Source organism: Agathobacter sp., assembly GCF_977054825.1.
Window position 1 is genome coordinate 1 of record NZ_CDRTEH010000025.1, and the last position, 22,617, is coordinate 22,617.

General features: G+C 39.0%; 21 protein-coding genes and 3 pseudogenes. 19 read left to right on the forward strand and 5 right to left on the reverse strand.

Annotated elements, in window-relative coordinates:
• Nucleotides 1–232: 232 nt before the first annotated feature.
• The 6 genes from ACW6PM_RS12905 (at nt 233) to ACW6PM_RS12930 (ending at nt 4,591) form a co-directional block, all read left to right on the forward strand.
• A complete protein-coding gene (locus ACW6PM_RS12905) occupies nt 233–814 on the forward strand; it encodes a hypothetical protein (RefSeq protein WP_456057407.1) in 582 nt (193 codons plus the stop codon).
• 23 nt (nt 815–837) lie between these two features.
• The gene (locus tag ACW6PM_RS12910; protein WP_055303618.1) at nt 838–1,521 is read left to right on the forward strand and encodes a response regulator transcription factor; all 684 of its coding nucleotides are present in this window, start codon (nt 838–840) and stop codon (nt 1,519–1,521) included.
• 67 nt (nt 1,522–1,588) lie between these two features.
• Nucleotides 1,589–2,503: an ABC transporter ATP-binding protein gene (locus tag ACW6PM_RS12915; protein ID WP_055303617.1), complete on the forward strand. Its 915-nt coding sequence runs from the start codon at nt 1,589–1,591 to the stop codon at nt 2,501–2,503.
• Nucleotides 2,496–3,332, forward strand: a complete 837-nt coding sequence (locus ACW6PM_RS12920) for an ABC transporter permease subunit (protein ID WP_158557451.1) — start codon at nt 2,496–2,498, stop codon at nt 3,330–3,332. Before ACW6PM_RS12915 ends, ACW6PM_RS12920 begins: the two co-directional genes overlap by 8 nt.
• A gap of 12 nt (nt 3,333–3,344) precedes the next feature.
• Complete coding sequence (locus ACW6PM_RS12925) at nt 3,345–4,226, forward strand: sensor histidine kinase (RefSeq protein WP_055303615.1); 882 nt, start codon at nt 3,345–3,347, stop codon at nt 4,224–4,226.
• A 38-nt stretch (nt 4,227–4,264) separates the two neighbouring features.
• Nucleotides 4,265–4,591, forward strand: coding sequence for a hypothetical protein (locus tag ACW6PM_RS12930; RefSeq protein WP_055303614.1), 327 nt, complete (start codon nt 4,265–4,267; stop codon nt 4,589–4,591).
• Between the two features lie 157 nt (nt 4,592–4,748).
• Here the strand turns inward: ACW6PM_RS12930 and ACW6PM_RS12935 are convergent, their stop codons facing one another.
• The 3 genes and pseudogenes from ACW6PM_RS12935 to ACW6PM_RS12945 all read right to left on the reverse strand — a co-directional run.
• Complete coding sequence (locus ACW6PM_RS12935) at nt 4,749–4,982, reverse strand: DUF6061 family protein (protein ID WP_055303613.1); 234 nt, start codon at nt 4,980–4,982, stop codon at nt 4,749–4,751.
• Between the two features lie 24 nt (nt 4,983–5,006).
• Nucleotides 5,007–5,219 (reverse strand): annotated as a pseudogene (locus ACW6PM_RS12940) (23S rRNA (uracil-5-)-methyltransferase RumA); the annotation flags it as partial.
• Between the two features lie 783 nt (nt 5,220–6,002).
• Nucleotides 6,003–6,467: pseudogene (locus ACW6PM_RS12945) on the reverse strand (transposase); the annotation flags it as partial.
• A 219-nt stretch (nt 6,468–6,686) separates the two neighbouring features.
• Here ACW6PM_RS12945 and ACW6PM_RS12950 point away from each other — a divergent pair.
• The 9 genes and pseudogenes from ACW6PM_RS12950 to ACW6PM_RS12990 form a co-directional block, all read left to right on the forward strand.
• Entirely contained in the window at nt 6,687–7,997 is a 1,311-nt protein-coding gene (locus ACW6PM_RS12950; protein WP_456057408.1) for an Eco57I restriction-modification methylase domain-containing protein, read from the forward strand.
• A 62-nt stretch (nt 7,998–8,059) separates the two neighbouring features.
• Nucleotides 8,060–9,106 carry a CFI-box-CTERM domain-containing protein gene (locus ACW6PM_RS12955; RefSeq protein WP_444123332.1) on the forward strand — a complete coding sequence of 349 codons (1,047 nt, stop codon included), beginning with the start codon at nt 8,060–8,062 and terminating at the stop codon, nt 9,104–9,106.
• 14 nt (nt 9,107–9,120) lie between these two features.
• Nucleotides 9,121–9,498, forward strand: coding sequence for a hypothetical protein (locus tag ACW6PM_RS12960; protein ID WP_456057409.1), 378 nt, complete (start codon nt 9,121–9,123; stop codon nt 9,496–9,498).
• Between the two features lie 31 nt (nt 9,499–9,529).
• On the forward strand, nt 9,530–9,925 hold the full coding sequence (locus ACW6PM_RS12965) for a hypothetical protein (RefSeq protein WP_456057410.1): 396 nt from the start codon (nt 9,530–9,532) through the stop codon (nt 9,923–9,925).
• A gap of 212 nt (nt 9,926–10,137) precedes the next feature.
• Nucleotides 10,138–12,171, forward strand: coding sequence for an InlB B-repeat-containing protein (locus ACW6PM_RS12970; protein ID WP_456057411.1), 2,034 nt, complete (start codon nt 10,138–10,140; stop codon nt 12,169–12,171).
• A 12-nt stretch (nt 12,172–12,183) separates the two neighbouring features.
• Nucleotides 12,184–12,921 (forward strand): DUF6273 domain-containing protein, encoded by a 738-nt coding sequence (locus ACW6PM_RS12975; RefSeq protein ID WP_117686608.1) that lies wholly within the window; start codon nt 12,184–12,186, stop codon nt 12,919–12,921.
• 395 nt (nt 12,922–13,316) lie between these two features.
• Nucleotides 13,317–13,631: a YrvL family regulatory protein gene (locus tag ACW6PM_RS12980; RefSeq protein WP_055238809.1), complete on the forward strand. Its 315-nt coding sequence runs from the start codon at nt 13,317–13,319 to the stop codon at nt 13,629–13,631.
• Nucleotides 13,632–14,175: 544 nt separating this feature from the next.
• A complete protein-coding gene (locus ACW6PM_RS12985; protein WP_015569151.1) occupies nt 14,176–14,913 on the forward strand; it encodes a hypothetical protein in 738 nt (245 codons plus the stop codon).
• A gap of 432 nt (nt 14,914–15,345) precedes the next feature.
• Nucleotides 15,346–15,657: pseudogene (locus ACW6PM_RS12990) on the forward strand (tyrosine-type recombinase/integrase); the annotation flags it as partial.
• A gap of 381 nt (nt 15,658–16,038) precedes the next feature.
• On the opposite strand, the gene ACW6PM_RS12995 reads toward ACW6PM_RS12990, so the two are convergent.
• Entirely contained in the window at nt 16,039–17,481 is a 1,443-nt protein-coding gene (locus tag ACW6PM_RS12995; RefSeq protein WP_456057412.1) for a L,D-transpeptidase family protein, read from the reverse strand.
• 65 nt (nt 17,482–17,546) lie between these two features.
• The gene (locus ACW6PM_RS13000; protein WP_456057413.1) at nt 17,547–18,785 is read right to left on the reverse strand and encodes a 6-phosphofructokinase; all 1,239 of its coding nucleotides are present in this window, start codon (nt 18,783–18,785) and stop codon (nt 17,547–17,549) included.
• 149 nt (nt 18,786–18,934) lie between these two features.
• Between ACW6PM_RS13000 and ACW6PM_RS13005 the strand changes: the two genes are divergently transcribed.
• The 4 genes from ACW6PM_RS13005 (at nt 18,935) to ACW6PM_RS13020 (ending at nt 22,429) form a co-directional block, all read left to right on the forward strand.
• Nucleotides 18,935–19,840, forward strand: a complete 906-nt coding sequence (locus ACW6PM_RS13005) for a radical SAM protein (protein ID WP_456057414.1) — start codon at nt 18,935–18,937, stop codon at nt 19,838–19,840.
• 211 nt (nt 19,841–20,051) lie between these two features.
• Nucleotides 20,052–20,351, forward strand: coding sequence for a hypothetical protein (locus ACW6PM_RS13010; protein WP_456057415.1), 300 nt, complete (start codon nt 20,052–20,054; stop codon nt 20,349–20,351).
• Entirely contained in the window at nt 20,348–21,385 is a 1,038-nt protein-coding gene (locus tag ACW6PM_RS13015) for a S66 family peptidase (protein ID WP_456057416.1), read from the forward strand. Before ACW6PM_RS13010 ends, ACW6PM_RS13015 begins: the two co-directional genes overlap by 4 nt.
• A gap of 12 nt (nt 21,386–21,397) precedes the next feature.
• Nucleotides 21,398–22,429 carry a DUF1002 domain-containing protein gene (locus ACW6PM_RS13020; protein ID WP_456057417.1) on the forward strand — a complete coding sequence of 344 codons (1,032 nt, stop codon included), beginning with the start codon at nt 21,398–21,400 and terminating at the stop codon, nt 22,427–22,429.
• The last annotated feature ends 188 nt before the right edge of the window (nt 22,430–22,617 follow it).

A 22,617-nucleotide genomic window follows, 5' to 3' on the forward strand; every position in this document is an offset into this window, starting at 1 on the left:
ATTATCATCATATATAGGGGAAAGTTTTGTACAAATGCCAGAAGATTTATTTAAAAAAATTAAAGAAGTAGTCTCGTTAAGTAATACACTTCGGAGCATGCCGAAGAAGTAAACTTTACTCAAAGACAAGGATGCGGTCAGCGAGTTTTCCAAAAAGTATAACTGTGACTTTGCCCTTGCGGAAGAATATCTGAGAGATGTTCGAGGTATCCGCAATCAGCAACCATTCTATGTGACAGATGAGGACGGCGAGGAAACGGGCGAAGATGTTGCTCTTGATGATACTTGGAACTACTCCGACATCCTCTGGAACGGCATACAGGCAGAAAAGGTGCAGCGAGCTTTTGATAAGCTGAACTACCGGGAACAGACCTTGCTTGAAAAGCGGCTGGCAATCTGCATGACCTGCGGGCATGTCGGCTCATGGAAAGGCCGTCCCACCTTTGAGGAACTGGCTGTAATGTTTGAGGGCAGCACTGCCAGCGGTGCGGAGCGAGCCTACCGCAGAGCAGTGGACAAACTGACAGAATTGTTGGTTGCCGAGGGCGCAATCCATGCTGTCCGCTTGAAACAGAAATCCAAGACCAAACGAAAAAAGAAAATCGCCACCGCAATCTACGAATACCAAGCAGACTGCGACGGCGAATGGGGCCAGATTTCATTTGATTTTGAGAACGGCACATCAGAAATAGTCCGACTTGCCGATTGGGATACAATGAAAACAAACCGCTTTGCGAACAAGGCAATAGCCTACCTTCTAAACTGCGAAAACGAGAAGTTGCCAAAGGAAACGATAGTAGCGTTTGAACTATAAAAGGAAATTGACGAGGAACGAGAATGAAAACAATCGCAATCATAGATGATGATATTCATATTGGAGATATGCTGAGAGAAGTGCTGGTGCAAGAGGGCTATTCTGTTCTTCGTGCATACTCCGGCACAGAAGCGTTATATCTTCTTTCACAAAACAAGCCCGATTTGGTGCTGCTGGATCTGATGTTGCCGGGATTGTCTGGCGAGGAAGTTCTGCCCCACATTGAGAACATTCCTGTTATCGTTCTCAGCGCAAAAGTAGATGTGCAAGACAAGGTAAATCTTCTGCTGGGCGGTGCGGCAGATTACATGACCAAGCCTTTTGATACAAAGGAGCTTCTTGCCCGTATCACTGTTCAGCTCCGCAAGGCAGAACAACATGGCGAAACCAAATCTCTTTCCGTTGGCGATTTGGTTTTGGATATGGTTTCCCTTTCTCTGACAGTACAGGAGCAGCCTGTGAAGCTGACCCGAACGGAGTATGCCATCTTAAAACTGCTGATGGAAAATCCCAAACAGGTAATTTCAAAGAGTGTCCTGCTTGACAGAATCAGTCTGGACACACCCGACTGCACCGAGCGTTCTTTGAAGCAGCACATCAGCAATCTTCGTAAAAAGATGCAGGATGTCAGCGGTGTAGACTATATCGAAACAGTCTGGGGAATTGGTTTCAAATTGGCAGAACAAAAAATCTTGACCAAATCTTGACGTTTTTCTTGACCACTTTCTTGACTTTTGTTTTGTAAACTTAGGTCAGCAAAGGAGGTAATACAATATGAACTATATTTTGCAAACAAACAGCCTGACAAAAAAGTATAAAAACTTTCAGGCATTGAATGGTCTTACTATGAATGTTCCCAAAGGTTCCATCTATGGCTTTGTGGGAAAGAACGGCGCTGGTAAGACAACCCTGATCCGCTTGATCTGCGGATTGCAGGAACCGACTTCCGGTAGCTTTTCTCTGTACGGCATCCGCAATGACAGCAAGGATATTATCAAATCCCGCCGTCGCATGGGTGCTGTGGTGGAAACACCGTCCATCTACATGGATATGACTGCGGAGGAAAATCTGAAGCACCAGTATCTCATTCTTGGTCTGCCATCATTTGATTGTATTCAGGAATTGTTGAAGCTGGTAGGTCTCGACAACACGGGAGAGAAAAAAGCGAAGAACTTCTCCCTCGGTATGAAGCAGCGTCTGGGCATCGCTATCGCATTAGCCGGTGATCCCGACTTTCTTGTTCTTGATGAGCCTGTAAATGGTCTCGACCCTCAGGGTATTGTGGAAATGCGAGAACTGATTTTGAAGTTGAACCGAGAAAAACAGATTACAGTTCTTATTTCCAGTCACATTCTGGATGAACTTTCCCGTCTGGCTACTCATTACGGTATCATTGATAATGGTCGCATGGTGAAGGAACTGAGTGCAGAAGAACTGGACACAGTTTGCCGCAAGTGTGTCCGCATGGAAGTGACCGATACTTCTACTCTGGCTCGTGTGCTGGATTCCATGAATCTGGAATATAAAATTATCTCCGCAACAACAGCCGATGTGTTCGCAAAGATCAATGTGACACAGCTGACCGTTGTACTGGCAAAGGAAAACTGCGAAGTGCTGTCTATGCAGGAAAAAGATGAAAGTTTGGAGAGTTATTACATCTCTCTGGTTGGAGGTGATAATAATGCGTAAACTTTTTCGAGCAGCCTTTTACCGTACAGAGAATAAAAAAATGATTCGAATAGAATTAGTGATTGCTGTATTGCTTTCCGCATTCATCATCCTCAACGGTTACTTCCAGACGAATTTGACTAATGCATACATCTATAAGCTGGTCGCCCGTTTTTTTGGATATTCACCCCTGATGGGACCATTTATCGCCGTATTTGCCGCATATTTGTGGGGAACAGACTATGAATATGGAACTCTGCGCAATAAACTAATCTGCGGACACACTCGTGAAGAAGTTTATTTTTCCAATCTTCTCCTGACCATATGTGCTGGACTGAGTACTGCACTAATCTGGTTGATAGTTAATGGGATGCTGGGTATTCCGCTACTGGGTACGGCAAGCCTGAACCTCTCTTTGGGAGAGATGGCATTTTATATTTTTTCAAGCCTTTTGATGGTCGTTGCACTCTCCAGCGTATGTTGTCTGTTGGCAAGTCTGGCGGAGAACAAAAACTCAGCGACACTTCTTTGTCTGGGAGCTGTAGCTGCAATGGTCATAATCGGGATGCTCCTTTATGATCGTTTTGCAGAACCAGAGTTATTGGATGGATGGATGTGGAGTGATACAGACCCAACTGTGCGATGGCATCCCCAAAATATCAAATTCATCGGTGGAACATTTCGTATCCTGCTGGAATTTCTTATCTGTCTGACACCTGGAGGACAAGGTGTAATTCTTTGCGAAGAAGGGGTGGAACACCTGATTTTTCTTCCATTGTGCTCTGCGTTTGTAATTTTTTCAACATCTCTTATAGGAAGTCGTTCCTTTAAGAAAAAGAACCTAAAGTAAGGAGGTAGAAAGATGTTCCCTTGGATTTTGTGTTGTATTTTGCTAATTGTTGTATTTTTTCTAATCACAAAGATTATTTTTATAGAAAAAAGTATTGATGAAATTCATACAGAATTCCAGGAACGTCTTTCCTCCGACACAAACACTCTGATTGATATTTCTTCCAGCGACCCTCATCTGAGAAAACTGGCTTCGGAGATTAATATCCAGCTTCGATTGCTCCGCAAGGAACGCCATCGTTACCAACAGGGCGATCTGGAACTGAAAGAAGCTATCACCAATATTTCCCATGACCTGAGAACTCCGCTTACGGCGATAAACGGTTATCTTGACCTATTGGAACGAGAGGAAAAAAGCGAAACGGTACACTGCTATCTTTCTCAAATCCAAAACAGAACAGATGTTTTAAAAAATCTAACCGAAGAACTATTCAGATATAGTGTGGTTACTTCTTTTCAGGAACTGAAACCAGAACGTATGGATGTTGTCCGGGCATTGGAGGAAAGTCTGCTGTCTTTCTATGCGGTCATGCAGGAAAAAGGCATCCAACCGGAAATCGAATTGCCGGAGGAACCGGTTTTCCGTGAACTGGATGCAGGTGCGGTCAACCGTATCTTTTCCAACATTATCAGCAATGCGCTGAAATACTCTGACGGCGATCTGTCCGTAGTCATGGATAAGAACGGCTGTGTTACATTCAGCAACACGGCGCACAATCTGAATTATGTGACGGTCGGCAGATTGTTTGACCGTTTCTATACAGTAGAAGCCAGTCGCAATTCAACCGGTTTGGGATTGTCCATCGCCAAGCTGCTGATTGAGCGTATGGGCGGAAGTATTGGAGCAATCTACAACAATGACAAACTGCAAATCAAGATAATCTTTGCAAAATGAAATAAAAAAGAGTTTATATGAACGGAGGTGTTTTGATTATGAAGAAATACTTGAAGGAGATACTAATACTCTTAATTCAATTATTTATGTTTTATGTATTTCCATTATTTGCAGGACCAACAGACGTTATGGGAATGATAGTTTTGCTTATTTTAGCAACATTATTGCTTTCAATTCTAATTGGCAGCATTTCAAATCTGAAAGTAAAGTACTTGTATCCAATAATCATAGCAATTACATTTGTGCCATCTGTGTTTATATACTATAACGAGACAGCATTGATACATTCGCTTTGGTATTTGGCAGTATCATCCTTTGGTTTGATAATCGGCATGGTCATTCATAAATTGATTCTTAAAAAGTAGAAAGAGCAAAACTTTCAAAGGCTACCCAGTCAAAAAGATTGGATAGCCTTTATTTATGTTTTCTAAAATTAAAGTTGAATATCTGCCTTAGCCAATAACTATGGGCTTAGAGGTTTAGTGAGCCAGGCAAATCGCTCCAATCGCCGTATCCACAGATTTATACTCTGTAACAGTTTTTCAAATAGGTTTTGGAATCTCCGTTCAATATCAAATCAGCATATCCAATCGGGTCATTGTAAATCAGATAATCCAGTTCCGACCTCTGATACATATTGTCGGCAACCTCGTTCTCAACCGCAATCGTATCAATCGCAATCATACTACCATCAAAGAATTTCAGTTCCACACAAGCGGTATCCATGTTAAACTTACAAGAAATCAATCTATCCATAAGAAACCTCCATTTTACGGGATGTTATATCATCCCAAAATATTTGAATGCTTCTCGGATTGCTTTCTCTTTTTCCGGTGGACACAGAGGCTGTCTGGAATCTTCGGACTTCGGCAGATTGTAGTTCTTACCAACCTCAATCCCACATTTCCGCTTAATCTGTGAGATATACAGGTTTGATACCTTTAATCCGCTATGTTCCAGTACATAGTCCTTGATCTGCGTGTAGGTTGCCCCATCTTGAAATTCGGACATATCCATATCTTCTAAAGAGAACTCAACCCGAATCTTTTTCGAGTCGACCTCACCCTTGGAAAGCAAAACAACCGTCTCAACGTATTATGTATTTCTTACCGCTAGTATTTATATATTTTTTTCTATTACCGAATCATTATCAGCTATTAGTCAATGCAGATGAGTCTATCTTAATTAAGATATTTGATTCAGCACAGGAGTTTTTAATATTAATTGAAATCTGGTTTCAATATTTGGGATTTCGATGGATTCTTAGTCCAGAGTTAAAAGAAATTTCATATTGTAATATGCGTATTAAAAAGAATATGTGGTTTAGTAGTAATACGATTTTATCAGTAGTTTTATTCTTACCGTATGCCATTATTCTTGCATTAATAAGTGAAAAATACTTTTTTAATGTACCAGTTATATTTTTTCAATGTGTTTTAGCAGGTATAATGACATTTTTTCTGATGCACTTATTAAAATCTGGTAAATAGTAACCCGAGAATCCCCTTTGTAACCCAAGACTCCCTCTTTGTAATTGAAAATCCTGTTTTGTAAGCGAGATTCCCGGTTTGTAAATGAAATTCCCGGTTTGTAAGCAAGATTCCCGAATTTTCATTTCTATTTCGATATGATATAATACGTTCAGCAATAAATTTGCGTACAACAACCAGAGATCAATTCTCTCTCGAAATTTTTGTATTCGGAGAATCCATCCCTGTTTTTGATTGGATAGAGTTGTTCTATTCTGGCTCTGGCGGCACTCAGCAAATTTATTTGTTACTTTTTGAGAAGTTTAGGCTTTAAGATGATGTTCTCGGCGGCAACCGGTGAGCATCCCAGTCTCTTAAGCACATCTTCTCCATAGTAAAAGCTGAATGTTTCGTATGGGCTACGGTTGTTCAGCTTTTTTCTTTTATAAGAATTGATATGGTTCATCATCAGAGTAATATCCTGTTGTGTCAGCTCATCGAAACTGCTTCCTTTTGGCAGGATACGACGTATCAATTCATGGTTGACTTCACAGGCTCCTTTTTGATAAGGAGCACTTGGATCGCAATAAAATATCTTTGTTCTATTGCATGGAATGGTGCTACGTTTTTCGATTTCCTTTGGATTTGAAAACTCACTTCCGTTATCTGTCAGAATAACCGGAAACAAGCTGTTAAATGTTTTTGCCCCAAGAACTTCATCCAATAAGTTTATGATCTCTATTACAGAAGCTGATGTATTTGCATCCCGCAAATTCTTTTTGCTTTGCATGTAGCACGGAATTTACAAGGATTATACGGATATCCAGGACGACCGCTTTTCTTGTCATAGGAATACTTTTTAATCTCCTTGGCAATGGTTGTACGGTCCTTTCCTAACTCTTTGCCAATTGCCCCAAAGATTTTTATTAAATCAGTAAGTAAGACATCAAAATATAACCAAATAAATTTTAAGTTTATTGGAGGATTTAAAATGTCACATACAGAAAACATCCTTGGAATGTTATCCGACAGAGCCGGAACAGGAAAAGACAGTCAGATATATACACCGATACCGATTGCAAAAGATATGACCAATATATTGCCAGAAGAAGTATGGAACAAAGACACCACTTTCTTAGACCCAGCATGTAAAAGTGGTGTATTCTTGCATGAGATATACTTAAAGCTCATGGAAACACCATCAATGATACAAGACTTTCCAGACAAAGCAGAACGTAGAAAACACATACTTCAAAACCAGCTATATGGCATATCTCCGAATGGTATGTGTCAGCTAATGTCAACAAGAACAGTTTATGGCACGATTCAAGGTGAGAATAATATCATCAGTTTTGAAAGCAATTACTTAGCAGTAATGCAAAATGCAGATAAAACATTCTTATATGAGAGATTAAAGAAGGAGTTTAACACAATGAAATTTGATGTAGTCATCAGCAACCCACCATATAATAAAGGAATGGACTTAGATTTTGTAGACCTAGGTTATAAAATATCGAACAAATATACAGTAATGATAACACCCGCTAAGTGGCAGACAACCGCAGATGATTATAGTGGTTGTGCAAGTAAGAATATCAATTATAAGCAATTTAGAGAATTATATGTACCGCACATGAGTTACGTTTGCTTCTATCCCGATGTATCTGATGTATTTAAAATTGGACAGATTGATGGTGTATGTTACTACATTCTTGACAAAGTAGAACATGATAAATGTAAGGTAGTTAATAAATCCAGACTACAACCTTACTTTAATAGTGAAAATGTCAGAAATATAAGAAGTAGACAATCACTAATAAATGTTTGCAATGAAATTCACATGTATATTGATAAATTTCAACAATATAAAATTGACAGTAACAAATTAGATGAAAGATATAAATACTCTGTAAATAAACTTTTTAGCCTTGGTGGAGCAAGTCCATGGGATAGGGTTTTGTTAACAATTGATGGAAAGTGTAAGGTAGTTGGCGCAGGTTATTTGTTAGAAAACCAATCAGACTATACTGCTGGCGTAAGTCAAAATATATTCAGTTCAGATGATAAATCAGAGTGTGAAGCATTTATATCATGGATAAATTGTAAATTTACAAGATTTTTTTTGTTGTGTAATATTTCTAAATTAACAGTTACTTTTGACAATGACTATTTCCGATTTGTCCCAGCCCCTCCAACAGGTAAGTTTGACCACATCTACACCGATGAGGAGCTTTATAAAGCATTCAACTTGCCTCAAAAATACATAGATGTTATCGAAGCCGTCATCAAAGAAAGAAAATAGCCTACCAATCCCCCTAGTCATGTGGTAAAATATAGATATCAAATGACAAGGGGGATTTTATTATGCCATTAGTAGCCGCTAAATGTACACAATGTGGTGCAAACATTGAGGTAGATGACACAAAAGAGGCTGGAATATGTAAATACTGTGGAACAGCATTTATTACCGAAAAAGCAATTAACAATTATAATACATACATTACAAACAATAATAACTTTGCTGGAGCAAATGTAGTTATTCAACAAGTAAAAGATAATACACAAGGATTATTAAGGATTGCAAGAAGGGAATTATTGGATAAACATTACTATTCAAATGACCTATTGGATGCACTTAAAAACATTATTATTCAGTCTGAAAATGGAGAAGAACAGATAATTGCATTATTTCATGAAACTGGTATATATAAATTAGCAGAAGAAGCAATAACAGATAATAAGGATGCACATGATTATTGGTATATAAGTCAATTATTAGAAAAGTATGACTCTGACAATATAGATGGTTGGCTCATGGATTGGAAGTATGGACCAATGAAAAGTGTTTCATTAGGAGAAAAGATTATACAACTTGCAAATGCACATGATAAACCTATGTATGAAAAAGAAATATATACTGAGTTTTTAACAAGAGGTCCTCAATGTGGAGGATATAAAGAGTACTTATCAGCAGTACCTAGAGAGTACATTGTTAATAACAAGTTTGCACAGGATTTGATATTATCTGCAATAGAATATTTATATAATCATCGTTATATTGATAACTGGCAAGAAAGAATAGCATTCTTAAAAGAAATATTACCAGAGTCAAGGCATGCTGAAATATACAAACCAGAACCAAGTAAAGGTTGTTATGTAGCCACATGTGTATATGGTTCCTATGACTGTCCGGAGGTATGGACACTTAGAAGATTCAGAGATTATACATTGGATACCACATGGTATGGTCGGCTATTTATTAAGTGTTATTATGCAATCAGTCCAACTATTGTAAAATGGTTTGGGGATACCAAGTGGTTTAAGGCATTTTGGAAGGCTCGTTTAGACAAAATGGTTTACAATCTCAACAATAAAGGAGTTGAGAATACATCATACACAGACAAGTATTAAGGAGGGCATACATTATGAGTAATGAAAAACATGAACCATACACAGGTGTAGACAGACTAGAATTATTAGGTTTTGAAATAATTGATTTAGTATCATGTGGATACAAAGAAACCATTTCAGAAATTGAAACACAGATTGAAAATGAAAACATTTTGCAGTATATAAGAGAAAAATACAAAGATAATTTGTCAAACACCTTCTCCGACAACATGCCATATAACTATGCTGATTGGAATAAGGCATTAGCTAAATACAGTGTTTGGATTAGAGGACAAGAGAGAAGAAAATATGGCATTGAAAATGAAGATGATGGTTTACTTCTACTGCTTGCATTCATTCTTGAATTAGTAGCAAACAGAGAACATGATTGGACAGGTTTAAAATCTAATTGACATGTTTACAACGTAAAGGAGCATAAATATTATGACAGCATCACAAATTATCAAAGAGCTAAATCACTTACCTAGCTTTTTATACATTTATTGGAATCCAAGTGATGAAAAAGACCACATGGTAATACTCGGAGGTCAGTCATGTCAACAAAAAACTGACCATACAGGCATAATTCCAGCAATGCACTATAATTATGATATGCAAGAAATATATGAGAAAGAAGCACTGGAAGAATCTGATAAATATACACTGGTAAAAGCGATGAGACACATTCAGAACCTTTGTGACTACAGAAATCCTGAATTATATACTTTAGCCAAGCAAGAAGAATACTTAAATGAACTTAGTAGTGAACAGTTAGAAGAAATTTACAAACAAATCGAAATGTATAAATTGGCTCGCAGCTTATACAAGGATTATCATTAAATAATGGGCTACCTCACTATCCAAGTGAAGTAGCCTTTCAAAAATTCCATTCTAATAAATTGCACGACAACTTAGTGTAAAACGAACTCCCCATTATGGAAAAATGAATAAAAATAGTGGAAAACGTATAAAAATGAGTTTATATACAGTAGGAACACTTTTCCGAAAAGGGAGATAAAAAATTAAGTATAGATGATAAAGAATGTACTTTGATGGCCGTAGCCGTACGTGGTGGTGGTTATGAAAGTGAGTGGGCAGGAAACTTTACACTTGGTAAGAGTGGCCAGCATTATGGATTTGCACAGGCTAAAAAACAAGTTTTAGACTTTTTGAAATCATATATTAGAGAAAATAAAATTTCAGGAGATATAAAAATATGGTTAACAGGATATAGTCGTGCAGCTGCAACAGCAAACTTAGTGGCAGGTGCACTTGATGATGGAGAAAAATTAGGTGATGGTGTAGTTCTTAAAAAGGAAGATTTGTACGCTTATTGTTTTGAGACACCAATGGGAGCTACAAAATCTGAAATTAAGAATAGGCTAAAATATAATAATATTTATAATATCATTAATAAAAACGACCCGGTAACTAAAGTTGCTATGTCTGCATTAGATTTTACTCGTTTTGGAGGCGATTATTTCTTGCCAGATAAAATTTCTGATGGAAATAATTACGCTGCGAAAAAAAATGCAATGGAGCAGTTCTATGATAAAATGTCGAGCAAAAATGAGATAGGAAAATATGCTGTTGATGATTTTGTGATGAAAAAAATTGATGTAAAGTATCTTTTGCCAGGAGGAAAAAGTCCGGTACAAAATGATGAGAATAATAAGTCAATTCAAGCGGAATATTTAGATACTACAATCAATAAACTGACAAAGGAAAGAGTAAAAACACGTGATAATTATGTGAAAGAATTGCAAAATGGTATTCGCACTATTTTCACTGTTAAATATGGAACGATGTTTCCAGATCAACCAATACAAAGAATTAATAAGTTTTTTGATTTGTTTTTAGAGAAACTGTGTAGTGTGGATACGCTTGGAGAAATTGTGATTGCAGCATTGAATCCACATCCAGATGCTAGTGTGAAAAAAGTAATTGAAGATGTAATGGAAGAAGCATTGAATGAAGCGGGGATTAATAATTACAGCCCTTCAGCATTGAAAGAATTTGCAGGAGCTGTTGCAGAAATGTTAGTTATTTTTGTTGTTTCACACCCTAATCTAACAGTGACAGGTGTTAGTAATGCGAAAACTTTGGGAGCAGCTCATTATCCAGAATTATGTATGGCATGGTTAATGTCACAAGATGAGAACTATACATCTTCACCAACAGAGTTTGACGGAAATGGTAACTATCGTGTTATACATATTAATTGTCCGATAGATGTAGAAGTATATGATAGTGAAAATATATTACAAGCAAGGATTGTAGATGATATACCACAGGAAATTAAAAATGGGACTGTTGTGGCAAGTTTGAATGAAGATGATGAGAAAATAGTTTATCTTCCAACAAATGCATCGTATCAGATAAAATTAACAGCTACAGATAACGGAACAATGAATTACTCGATAAATGAATTTTCTTCTACAGCAGGTGATATTACAAGAGTCGTTAATTATAAAGATATAAATTTGAATAAAAATGATGTGTTTAATGCAGTTGTTCCTGCTTATGTAGATGATGAACAAAATAATGAAATAGAAGGTTCAACTACAGAGTATGAGTTGAAGTCACCTGATGGTAAAGAAATTAATCCTGATCAAAATTTAAGTGGTGAAGATGCAAAATCTGCTTATTATATGGTGACAGTAGAAGTTGATTCGGATGAACATGGTATTGCTATAGGTCAAGGAATTAGACAAGAAGGAAATTTTGCAAAAGTTGAAGCGGTTGCTAAAGAAGGTTACCAATTTGTTGGTTGGTATGAGAATGATAAATTAATTTCGCAAGAAACACAATATCGTTTTTGTGTAGAAAAAGATACCCTTTTAGTTGCAAAATTTGAAAAAGATGGAGAATCAGCGAACCCAGAAAATCCTGATTCGGGAAAAGATAATAATACAGGTAATAATTCTGGTTCGGGAATAAATGAAAATGGAGGAGAAAAGATAGAATCTGTTTCAACAGGAGACGAATCTGCAGTTGGATTTTGTAGTCTAATGGCTGTAATCATGGTAAGTATAGTGATGTGTATGGCATTTACAAAAATAAGACGTAAAAAGCAGAGAAATTAAGGAGCCACATAAATGTTCAGAAAAACGTATAAAGTAGTAGTATTAGCAATTGTTCTTGGAGTTCTATTAAATGCTTGTAGTAAAAGACAAGCAGTAACCGAGGAATATAATACAATAAGTGATTTGGCATATTCTGAAAAATGTAAAATTGAACCAATCATATATATTGAAGAAAAAACAGGATTTGTTCCATATATTGTATTAACTAATGATTATAATGGTAAAACACTTTTGTTAAGAAAAGAAATTCTTCCAGAGAATAGAAGAGTTAGTGATTATTCGGCTTACTATGAAGAAAGTGAAATTGATAATTACTTAATGGGAGAGTTTTTTGATAATTTACCTATTCAAACTCGTTGCTTAATTCAAGATTCGGAAATAGAGATTTTAGATGAACGATGCTTGAATCAAATAGATGATAGCGTGATAACTATTGTAAGAAAAGTGTTTTTGTTGTCTTTTACTGAACTTGGATATAAAAAAAATGGGCATGTCGGAGTTGAAGGGGTGCCATTGTTGTATTTTAAAGATAATAAGAATCGTTTTGCTACTACGAATAATGGAAAGTTTACTGTAAGTTGGTGGTTAAGAAGTGCGGATTCTACATATGATTCTTGTGTATATGCAGTAGGACCGGAAGGTGAAATTGGAAGCACGAATGCATACGATATGAATGGTATCAGACCAGCATTTTGTGTTGACGGTAAGCAAGAAATATATAAAGAAGAAGGCAGATATATTTTAAAATAACATAACTTATTTATATTAAAGTGATTATGTTATTTTGAAAGAATTATTGAAATTCATTTGCCTGTGCTTATCTAAACGTTAATTGGCTACATTTTGGCTACAAGATTTTTATAAAGCACTAATTCCTCAGCAAAAATAAGCTACTTTAGACAACAGAACCGCACAAATTAGTTTCAAATAATCGAATATCACGAAACCAAAGTCCGTGATGGTGGACGTACAGTAGAATCTGGACGTGTTGCTACAGTTATCGAGTAATCATTGAACACTTAATGAGTGCGTAAGCGCGAAGTTAGTGAGAAAGTTGTTCTGTGAGCGTTGCGAGCAGAACAACCTTCTGATAACAAATATAGTAAAATTAAGGCTTCCGAGATTTTTCGGATAATCGAGCTATAATGAGATTATTTGGTTTTTACTATACGTCTGTTGGAAGCATTATTCTATTCTTTATAATTGCAACAATTATTTCATACCCATTTAGTTTGCTTGCTGATGTGTTACCAAAAGCATTGCTTATGCTTGAAAAGATAGATAAACAATCTGCTGTTATTATGTATCTTTTGTTAGATACATTTGCGACATTTATGGGATTGAGAATCGTAGACTATTTCATGCAGTCCATTTCAGCGACTACTATTTCAATTATTATTGTCTCTTTCGTATTTGCTTTGTTTGGAGTAAGCGATTTTAATAATAAGAGGAAAGGTTGATAAACCCCAGTTCTCAAATGACGAAATCTATAGCATTTAATAACTGTTATATTTTGTTATGGAAAACTCGTTAATCCATTGAAAATGCTAAACTTTTCATTGGTGTTCTCTCCATCACATCTTGTATCGTGTTATATCATTTTACCCTTGATTATGAACCCTCATAAGGGAAAATACAAGTGAAAGAAAATCTGGTGGCAACTAATAACAAATTATAAAAATGGCAATTGTAACTGGATGAAATGCTTTTAATACATTGTCGGTTATAATGACGATGTTACTGCGTTTTTTGCAAAAGTGCAAAAGATATAAAAGAGGTGGAAAATTATTGAAATATAACGAATTATATCATACAATAGTAGTGTTTTTGTACAAGTCAATTTGATAGAAAAGGGGGAGCGCAGGAACTGTAGCAGCTGTTCTTATCGTTGGAGGAACACTTGCAGAAGATGTGATTACAGGTGGTGGCGGAATTGCAGATGATGTCGCATCATTCTATCTTGCATACAGGTTGATGTTTGGACTATAACAAAGGAGATTTTTTATGTCGTTTAATTCACAGTTTAAACTTATTTTTGGTGAAACATTTCAAACAGAGGGTTTTCGATATTGCTCAAAATTGAATGTTTTTGTTAAAATGCTCAACGAAGATTTGATGGCTTTTTTTGGAGTAAAAACAGCTCCGGCATGGAATAAAGGGGCAAAAGGATTTTTCCTTACTGCAGGAATTATTTCTACCTATCATTCTTCTATCGATAAAAAATCAATATTGTATGCTGGACAGGATTTAAATTCATTCCTTCCACGAAATGAAGCAAGAGTAAGTTTTGAATATACCGAAGATACAATGGAAGAGATTATTTCAGCGACGGCTTTATATGTGAAGGAACGTTTGATGCCTATATTCAATCGAGTTTATGATTTAGATTCTTTTATTGATTTTTTAAAGGAATATTCGATTAATAAATTGCGCGCATGTGATACTTTTGAAGGGGAATCTCTTGTCTTGATTAAAACAGATAACCATGATGATTTTCAAACATATTTCCAGCAGCATCTGGATGAATTATACGCACAAATTGATGCAGGAAATGTTGGTGATGGCTATACGAAAGAAATGGCTTATGATGATTTGTTTCATGGTATTATCGAAAGTATTGTATATCCTCGGGATAAAGTATATTCTGACAAGAGTTTATATAATGAGGCGCTGGAAGAGGCTGAGAGAAGAAAAAGTGAAAATATGAAAAAATTATATAGCTATCAAATATTGAAGAGCTGATTACTATAGCAATTAATCAAATTGATTTCAATAATGGAAGTTTAGTGTGATTTCTTGATGATGAGTGTTCTGAACTTCATTTTTGAAAAAATTAAGCAATGAAATTGAGGGGCGATTATCTCGCCCCTTTATCTTTGCTTTGATAAGGTCGATTGGCGTTCTGGTTGTCAGACTTTTCCTGATATCTTTTTATTTTGTCGTGTATGGTTTCGAACTTTGGAGTAACTTTTTCTCCGTATGCTTCTTCCCACTTAGAACGTTCTTTCTGATATGCGTCAAAGGCACGCTGTGCAGTATAGAATGCTGTGTAGAAGTCTTGTACTGTTGCAAATTCATGCTGTCTGACGATATTGGATAATCTGGCTTTGAGAGTTCGGATCTCTTCCTCTTTGGTGGCAATCTTGCTTTCAAGCTCTTTTTTCTTAGTAAGTAAATCGTTTTCAGTATGGAGAACTTTATCAGCGGAATTTTTACAGAGAGGTAATGGAAAAGAATCGGGTGCATTACGAGTATTACCATTTGGGAATGACAGAAAATGTGCCGGAGCTTGAAGGTTTCCATTTCCACACATTAAGGCATACCTACACGACAAACCTCTTATCCAACGGGGCTCAGCCTAAGGATGTGCAGGAACTGTTAGGACACTCAGACGTGAGTACCACCATGAATGTCTATGCCCATGCTACAAGGGAAGCAAAGCGGACTTCCGCAAGACTTCTTGATAAAGTGGCAGGCAATGATTAAACAACTATTGACATTTTGTTACTGGAGTAGTGGAAAATACTTCAATGTAAGCAGATTTTAACACACTTTCAGATGGAAGAATCGCATGAATATAGCGAAAGAGTAAGAAAAAGCGACCGGCACATGGGGATTGGCCCGCCCGGCAGAGGTGCTCCCGAAAGAGCGGCTAGCGCAGCAGCTTAGATACTGTAGAATTATGCCCATGAAACGCAGAAATGCCCCGGCATGGACGTCGGGGCAAGGAGAAACCGCGCCATGGACGGCGCGTTTCGACGGTTTCGTCAAGCATAGAAACCATAAAAAGCATAATTCGTACAGTACCTTAGCTGCGTAGCGTTAGCTCGTCGGGAGCACCTCTGCCGGGTGGGCCAATATTATTAATTATTGTGCAGCATCAGGAGCCACATACGAGTATGCATTGGACATCTTTGCAGCATTGTTTGTCAGAGTGACAGCCTCTCTGTAGTAGGCAACAACAGGAGTGCCCTTATCCACAGCGTTGAACAGCTGCTCTGCAAAAGCAGGCGGCACATTGATACATCCGTGTGAGCCGGAGGTTTTGTAAATAGTTCCTCCGAAGGTATCACGCCAGCTGGCATCATGGATACCTATATTGTAGGCAAACGGCATGAAATAGCTGACAGGAGAAGAGTATCCCTCGCCGACAAGAGTAGCATTTCTCTGCTTGTAAACAATCTTGTATACACCATCTACGGAACCATTCTGACGGGCGAGATTACCTGATACGAAATCAGACTCCATCTGGAGAGCACCATCCTTGTAATACCACATGTGCTGCTTTGTGTAGTCAATCTCTATGTATGTATTACCTATGTCGTCAGCGCCTCGGTAGAGTGCTGTCTGCTCGTAAACAGGCTCTCTTTCCACTGGCTTGCCTCCCTCTAAATCTGAAAGGAGCTGGGCTTTCTCATTTTTCTTGCTGACTACCCATCCGTAGTCTCCACCACCTATTTCAATAGTATCACCGGACGATGTCTTGAATGAGCGTTTGCGGCCGAAGGTATTGTACTTGGAAGCAAGCTGCTGGACATATTTAGTGACCTTGGCATCATCTATGCTTACGCTGCCGTCATCTGAGATGCTTAGCATATCAAGGATTTTGGCTGAGTCAAGCTTCTCGTCGGCACCTTCAATTTTGTAAGTGACGGTTGAAGCGGTGTATTTGTCGAGGGCTTCTTTTTCATTTTTGATAGTATCACTGTTTTTTGTGATTTTTGGAGCTTCATAACAGTTATCACTTAAGGTAAGCTTTGGGAGCTCGTTGTCCAGGGCGTCCTTTATCTCGGCAAGGATGCTGTCATATATCGGTTTGCAGCCATTTTTCTCTTCAATCACATCGTATTTGCCGTCTTTTATCTCGATGTGGGCATCCTCAGGATTTTCAATGTAGTCATCACTAAAAATATCAAGCGCCTTGAGCTTTTCCTCCAAAGCAGCATCGTCATATTTGGATGAACCCTTTAGAGTATAGCTTTGAGCTTTGAAAAGACTGACAGGCCATGTAAAAGCATTCTGGCTTTTTAAAATTTGTTCCTCATCACCGTTTGAGACATATTCGTAGGAAAAATCAGGTCCCTTGAGTGAGAAGCTGTTGCCCTTTCTGTCAGTGATTGTGAGCAGATAGTCGCGGCTTAGGGCTGTATTTTTTTCTAATGCCTCTTTTGCGGTTTTTCCTGCATATTTTACAGAATTAATCTTTGTGTTGAACAGATAGTGGCTGCTAAAATAAAAGGCAAAGCCAAGATAAACAGCCAAAAGCACACCAAGCACAACGGCGCAGGTTATAAGCACTTTTTTCTTCATGTAAATCGACCTCCTTGGAGATATGCTGTTACTGCCCACATCAGGGTGCAGGCAGCAGCTCAATATCAGTTACATCTGTGAAGATGTGAGACGTCCATATAGTCAGGCAGACCATTCTTGTAGGCTACAGCGGTTTCTCCCTGAATAAGTGGCTTTAAGTATTCGATAAGCTCAGGCTTCACATCATTGCCCGCATCATTAATCCACTCTCTTGGCACAGACTTGGCCTCGTTTGCGATATCCTTGATAGCAGAATATGTGTATTCCACCTGATAAGGATCATTTGAGATGCGCTTCAAGCATACCATTGATGCGGTCACACCCTCTGCTGCAATCGCAACACCCTTTTTACCCTGAGCAAATGATTCCTCAATATCGGTTAATGATGCAAGGTGTGAGGCACAGCGCTGGAGCACGTTTACCTCTACAGAGCGCACCTTGACACCGATGTTTTCCTTTACGATGAACTCAAGAGCTTTTCCGGCACCGCTTAGCTGCTGGTGTCCGAACTGGTCGCATGCGGCCTTTGATGATGTAATGTATGAGCCTTCTGCGTCATGTATTCCTTCGGATACGGCAACTATTACATTGTTAGTGTGCTCGAGGGCTTCTTTTATATCGGCAACAAATTTGTCCTTGTCAAAATCTACCTCAGGCAGATAGATAAACTGAGGAGCTGTATTGTACTCATTACGAGCGAGAGCGGAAGCGGCAGTGAGCCATCCTGCGTCACGCCCCATGATTTCAACGATTGTCACACTCTTAACAGCATAGATAAAGGTGTCATGGGCTATCTCAAGCATGCTTGATGCGATGTATTTGGCGGCAGAGCCAAAGCCCGGAGTGTGGTCTGTCATGCACAGGTCATTGTCGATGGTCTTTGGAATTCCTACAATTTTCACATCACTGTTGATTTTTTTTGCATAATCGGATAACTTTAATACGGTATCCATCGAATCATTTCCACCGATGTAGAAGAAAGCCTTTATGGAAAGCTTATCGAACTGGTGGAAGATGTATACATATGGTGAATCATCATCCTTGTAATCCGGGAGCTTGTGACGGCATGAGCCAAGATACATGGCAGGTGTGGTTTTTAGCTTTTCGAGATTAGCATCATCTGCAAAGATATCTGACAGATTGAGATAATTCTCATTTAATATGCCGAGTATTCCGTTTACGGCGCCATAGCAGATATCGTATTTCTCAGAGCTTTTTACTCCTGCGATGACTCCTGCAAGGCTTGCGTTGATTGCAACAGTTGGGCCGCCTGACTGGGCGACGATACAGTTTGACTGATTCATTGTAATCTCCTTATTGTGTATTTTAACTATTTCTCTTCTGCGAGAATAGTTATGGTATAATTTTAAAATGACTAGTAAAGGTGCATGGTGTATGCACCGCATAATCATATAGATTGTAGTATCAAACATTATTTTTAGCAAGGGTTAAAATGAAAATTATGAATAAATACGAGAATTGCTTACTGTGTCCAAGAAAATGTGGCATTAACAGGAGTACCGGACAAAAAGGTGTATGTGGCGTTTCAGCTGAAATAAGGGTGGCGCGCGCAGCGCTTCATTACTGGGAGGAGCCATGCATATCAGGGGAAAAAGGAAGCGGAGCAGTATTTTTCTCGGGCTGCAGCTTACACTGCGTGTTCTGTCAAAACAGGGAGATTTCAGACGGAAAAGCGGGAAAGGTGATAAGTAAAGAGAGGCTGAGTGATATCTTCATAGAACTGGCGGACAAAGGTGCAAATAACATCAATCTTGTCACACCGGGGCAGTATATCCCGGATATAGTGTGGGCGGTAAGCGATGCAAGGCGCCGCGGCATGGAGCTTCCTATTGTATACAATACGAGCGGATATGAAGATGCGAAGGAGCTAAAGCTGCTTGAAGGGATTGTGGATGTGTATCTTCCCGATTTTAAATATATGGACAGCGCGCTTTCGGCAAAGTATTCAAGAGCAAAGGATTATCCGTCTGTCGCAAAGCAGGCACTTTCAGAGATGGTCAGGCAGCAGCCGGATGTCGTGATTGACGATGCGACAGGACTTATACAAAAGGGTGTTATAGTGCGACAGCTTCTGTTGCCGGGGCACGTGAATGATGCAAAGGCTATACTTAAATATCTGCATGACACATATCAAAATAGCATATACATAAGCATGATGAGCCAGTTTACGCCGATTGCTTTAAAGGATTATCCGGAGATAAACCGCACAGTGACGAGGAGAGAGTATGAAAGGCTTATTGACTATGCTATTAAAATAGGTATCACGAATGCATTTATACAGGAAGGGGACGTGGCAAAGGACAGCTTCATACCGGCATTTGACTGCGAGGGAGTATAATATCTACCGGATTTCTTAATAAAATAGTAAGAATTGGCAGGCAAAAATGACTGGATTTTGTGACGCCGCTGTAGTACTATGGTTATGTAATATTTTGTAACTGTGAAGGTACTGAACAGTTACGATATTTTGTTATTACTCACATCCTGATGTGACAAACGATAATGTGTTTAAATCACACAGGCTGCATTATTCAATAGAGGATACAGTGATGAGAAATATAGGAGAACAGCAGATAATAATTGAATGTCCGAATACCATCTTTCACCTTTACATTGACAGCGAGGATGAACTTTCAAAGGTAAAGGTGTTTATGAACAATATGAAGTATGTTGATTCGATAAGTCTGCATGACATATACAACTGGTGCAACAGACAGCATGTGCAGTACACGACGACATTTAATTATGACAGTAAGATGACCTGGACAGAAATGATAAAGTCCTACATATTTTACTTCAGACAGAAGCTTAGATATGTAAATAACAGTGATAGGATGATAGAGACATGAGATACCCTGAATTTCTAAAGGATAGAGGAACAATTGGTTTTGTGGCGCCTTCGATGGGCTGTACAACAGAGCCGTATAAGAGCGCCTTTGACAACGCTATCAAAAGGTTTCACAGCATGGGCTATAGGACGATAGAAGGACCAAACTGCAGGTGTGACAGCGGCATAGGCATCAGCAATACACCGAAGAAGTGTGCAGAGGAGCTGAATGAGAGCTATGCTTCTGCTAACAGCGATGTGCTTATATCCTGTGGTGGCGGAGAGCTGATGTGCGAGGTGGTGCCTTATATTGATTTTGAGCGCGTGAAGCAATCAAAGCCGAAATGGTACATGGGCTATTCCGACAACACGAATTTCACATTTTTGGAGGCAACCATTGCTGACACAGCAGGTATTTACGGGCCGTGTGCAGGCAGCTTTGGCATGGAGGTGTGGCATGAGTCGCTTACAGATGCGTTTGATCTGCTTTGTGGCAGAAAGCTTTCGTTTACCAATTACCCTATGTGGGAGAAGGAATCGATAAAGGATGAGAATGCTCCTTTTGTGGGCTACAATCTGACTGAAAGGTCGTGCATCAGCTCTATTCCTGCGGCGGCAAAGGAAAGCAGGCTTTCCATGAGAGGCAGGCTGCTCGGAGGCTGCATGGACTGCCTTATAAATCTGCTTGGCACATCGTTTGACCATGTAAGAGAATTTAATGAGCGCTACAGTGATGATGGCATCATATGGTTCCTTGAGGCTTGTGACCTTAATGTAATGGGCATGAGAAGAGCCATGTGGCAGATGAAAAATGCCGGATGGTTTTCAAATGTTAAGGGCTTTCTTATCGGACGTCCGGCGCACTTTGGAGAGGAAATGTTTGGCATAGACCACAGACAGGCACTTTCATCACTGCTTAGAGAGTTTGATGTGCCGATTATCATGGACCTGGATATAGGCCATATGTCGCCGATGATGCCTGTGGTATGCGGAAGCATGGCAGATGTCAGCTTCGACGGAAGAAACTTTACAATTTCGTATGATATAGAGCAGTAGATTGGAGGAAAAATGATTAGATTAATAAAGAAAAAAGCAAAGAGTATTGTATGTGGCGTGCTCGCTGCGGTTACACTTTTTACGATGAATCCGGCTGTATTTGCAACAGAGAACGCTACACAGACTGATACGGCTGCAAGTGTTGAAGCATCGGCGGGTGACAGCAGTGCTGCAGCCGATAATAGCACTGCAGACAGCACCACGGCAGCAGGCGGCGAGGCAAATGACAAGGTGACTATCAGCAAAAACGATAAGCCATACTTAAGCCTTGGAGCAGACCTCACACCGGATCAGAGAGCGACTGTGCTTGGATTTATGGGAATCGAGCTCACAGATCTGGACAAATATGATGTGGTCTATGTAAATAACGATGAGGAGCACAAGTACCTTGATTCATACATCAGCAAGAGTGAGATTGGTACAAGGTCACTCTCATCAGTGCTCATTACAGAGGATACAAAGGGTGCAGGTCTTAGTGTTTCCACGCACAATATCAATTATTGTACGGTAGGTATGTACAAGAATGCGCTTGCCACAGCAGGCATAGCTGATGCCAAAATCATAGTTGCAGGACCTTTCCCTATTTCAGGAACGGCGGCACTGGTAGGCACCCTCAAGGCGTATGAGGAGATGACGGGCAAGAAGCTTGATGACAAGGTGACAGACGCAGCTATGGATGAGCTTGTCACAACGGGCGAGCTCAACAAGAGCATTGACGGTGATTCACAGGATATCGAGGCAATGATTGCAGACCTAAAGAAGCAGCTCGCTGATGGAAGGCTTAAGGATGAGAGCCAGATAAAGGATGCGATAAAGGAGGCAGCAAAGGATTATGACCTCAAGCTTTCTGACGATGATATCGCAAAGCTCACATCTCTTTTAATGAAGCTTAAGGATGCCAATATCGACTGGGATTCAGTCATCAACCAGGCACAGGACTGGGCATCAAAGCTTGGCGACAAGATAAATGACCCGGGATTCTGGGAAAAGATTGGTAATTTTTTCATGGATTTATGGGATAAGATAAAATCACTGTTCAGCTAGAAAAAGCGACATAAGACAGCAAGAATAAGCAGAATATGAATCAGACAACTCCCTGAAATGTAAGCACGTGCTGCGCGTTGAAGGGAGTTTTTTTATATTATTAATAAAAAAATAATAAATTTCTGCCGAATACATTGATACAAAGGTCGTATTCTATTATAATTAAATGGATAATGGATTAATGTAAA

Bases quoted from the DNA above. Each gene is read 5' to 3' on its own strand.
- ACW6PM_RS12910 (WP_055303618.1), top strand. From the start codon at position 838: ATGAAAACAATCGCAATCATAGATGATGATATTCATATTGGAGATATG.
- ACW6PM_RS12915 (WP_055303617.1), top strand. From the start codon at position 1,589: ATGAACTATATTTTGCAAACAAACAGCCTGACAAAAAAGTATAAAAAC.
- ACW6PM_RS12920 (WP_158557451.1), top strand. From the start codon at position 2,496: ATGCGTAAACTTTTTCGAGCAGCCTTTTACCGTACAGAGAATAAAAAA.
- ACW6PM_RS12925 (WP_055303615.1), top strand. From the start codon at position 3,345: ATGTTCCCTTGGATTTTGTGTTGTATTTTGCTAATTGTTGTATTTTTT.
- ACW6PM_RS12930 (WP_055303614.1), top strand. From the start codon at position 4,265: ATGAAGAAATACTTGAAGGAGATACTAATACTCTTAATTCAATTATTT.
- ACW6PM_RS12935 (WP_055303613.1), bottom strand. From the start codon at position 4,982: ATGGATAGATTGATTTCTTGTAAGTTTAACATGGATACCGCTTGTGTG.
- ACW6PM_RS12950 (WP_456057408.1), top strand. From the start codon at position 6,687: ATGTCACATACAGAAAACATCCTTGGAATGTTATCCGACAGAGCCGGA.
- ACW6PM_RS12955 (WP_444123332.1), top strand. From the start codon at position 8,060: ATGCCATTAGTAGCCGCTAAATGTACACAATGTGGTGCAAACATTGAG.
- ACW6PM_RS12960 (WP_456057409.1), top strand. From the start codon at position 9,121: ATGAGTAATGAAAAACATGAACCATACACAGGTGTAGACAGACTAGAA.
- ACW6PM_RS12965 (WP_456057410.1), top strand. From the start codon at position 9,530: ATGACAGCATCACAAATTATCAAAGAGCTAAATCACTTACCTAGCTTT.
- ACW6PM_RS12970 (WP_456057411.1), top strand. From the start codon at position 10,138: ATGGCCGTAGCCGTACGTGGTGGTGGTTATGAAAGTGAGTGGGCAGGA.
- ACW6PM_RS12975 (WP_117686608.1), top strand. From the start codon at position 12,184: ATGTTCAGAAAAACGTATAAAGTAGTAGTATTAGCAATTGTTCTTGGA.
- ACW6PM_RS12980 (WP_055238809.1), top strand. From the start codon at position 13,317: ATGAGATTATTTGGTTTTTACTATACGTCTGTTGGAAGCATTATTCTA.
- ACW6PM_RS12985 (WP_015569151.1), top strand. From the start codon at position 14,176: ATGTCGTTTAATTCACAGTTTAAACTTATTTTTGGTGAAACATTTCAA.
- ACW6PM_RS12995 (WP_456057412.1), bottom strand. From the start codon at position 17,481: ATGAAGAAAAAAGTGCTTATAACCTGCGCCGTTGTGCTTGGTGTGCTT.
- ACW6PM_RS13000 (WP_456057413.1), bottom strand. From the start codon at position 18,785: ATGAATCAGTCAAACTGTATCGTCGCCCAGTCAGGCGGCCCAACTGTT.
- ACW6PM_RS13005 (WP_456057414.1), top strand. From the start codon at position 18,935: ATGAAAATTATGAATAAATACGAGAATTGCTTACTGTGTCCAAGAAAA.
- ACW6PM_RS13010 (WP_456057415.1), top strand. From the start codon at position 20,052: ATGAGAAATATAGGAGAACAGCAGATAATAATTGAATGTCCGAATACC.
- ACW6PM_RS13015 (WP_456057416.1), top strand. From the start codon at position 20,348: ATGAGATACCCTGAATTTCTAAAGGATAGAGGAACAATTGGTTTTGTG.
- ACW6PM_RS13020 (WP_456057417.1), top strand. From the start codon at position 21,398: ATGATTAGATTAATAAAGAAAAAAGCAAAGAGTATTGTATGTGGCGTG.